Source organism: Priestia sp. 10L35, from assembly GCF_056395685.1.
The window spans coordinates 1-421 of the sequence record NZ_JBFTKA010000058.1 but is presented as its reverse complement, the minus strand read 5'-3'; the positions used below and the strand labels follow the sequence as shown (position 1 = coordinate 421).

Sequence of the window (421 nt, the reverse complement as noted above, 5' to 3'; positions counted from 1 at the left end):
GTTTGATCCTGGCTCAGGATGAACGCTAGCGGCAGGCCTAATACATGCAAGTCGAACGATATTAAGGGGCTTGCTCCTTAAGAAAGTGGCGCACGGGTGCGTAACGCGTATGCAACCTACCTTAATCTGGGGGATAGCCCGGAGAAATCCGGATTAATACCGCATAAAATCACAGGATGGCATTATCCAATGATCAAACATTTATGGGATTGAGATGGGCATGCGTGTCATTAGCTAGTWGGYGGGGTAACGGCYCACCWAGGCGACGATSMCTAGSKGRTCTGAGAGGATGRCCMSCCACACTGGWACTGAGACACGGWCCAGACTCCTACGGGAGGCAGCAGTAAGGAATATTGGTCAATGGAGGCAACTCTGAACCAGCCATGCCGCGTGCAGGAAGACTGCCCTATGGGTTGTAAAC

The 421-nt window shown here is 52.1% G+C and carries 1 rRNA gene; it reads left to right on the top strand.

The window, feature by feature from the left end:
- Window positions 1-421: ribosomal RNA gene (locus AC1DEF_RS29260) — 16S ribosomal RNA — on the top strand; the annotation flags it as partial.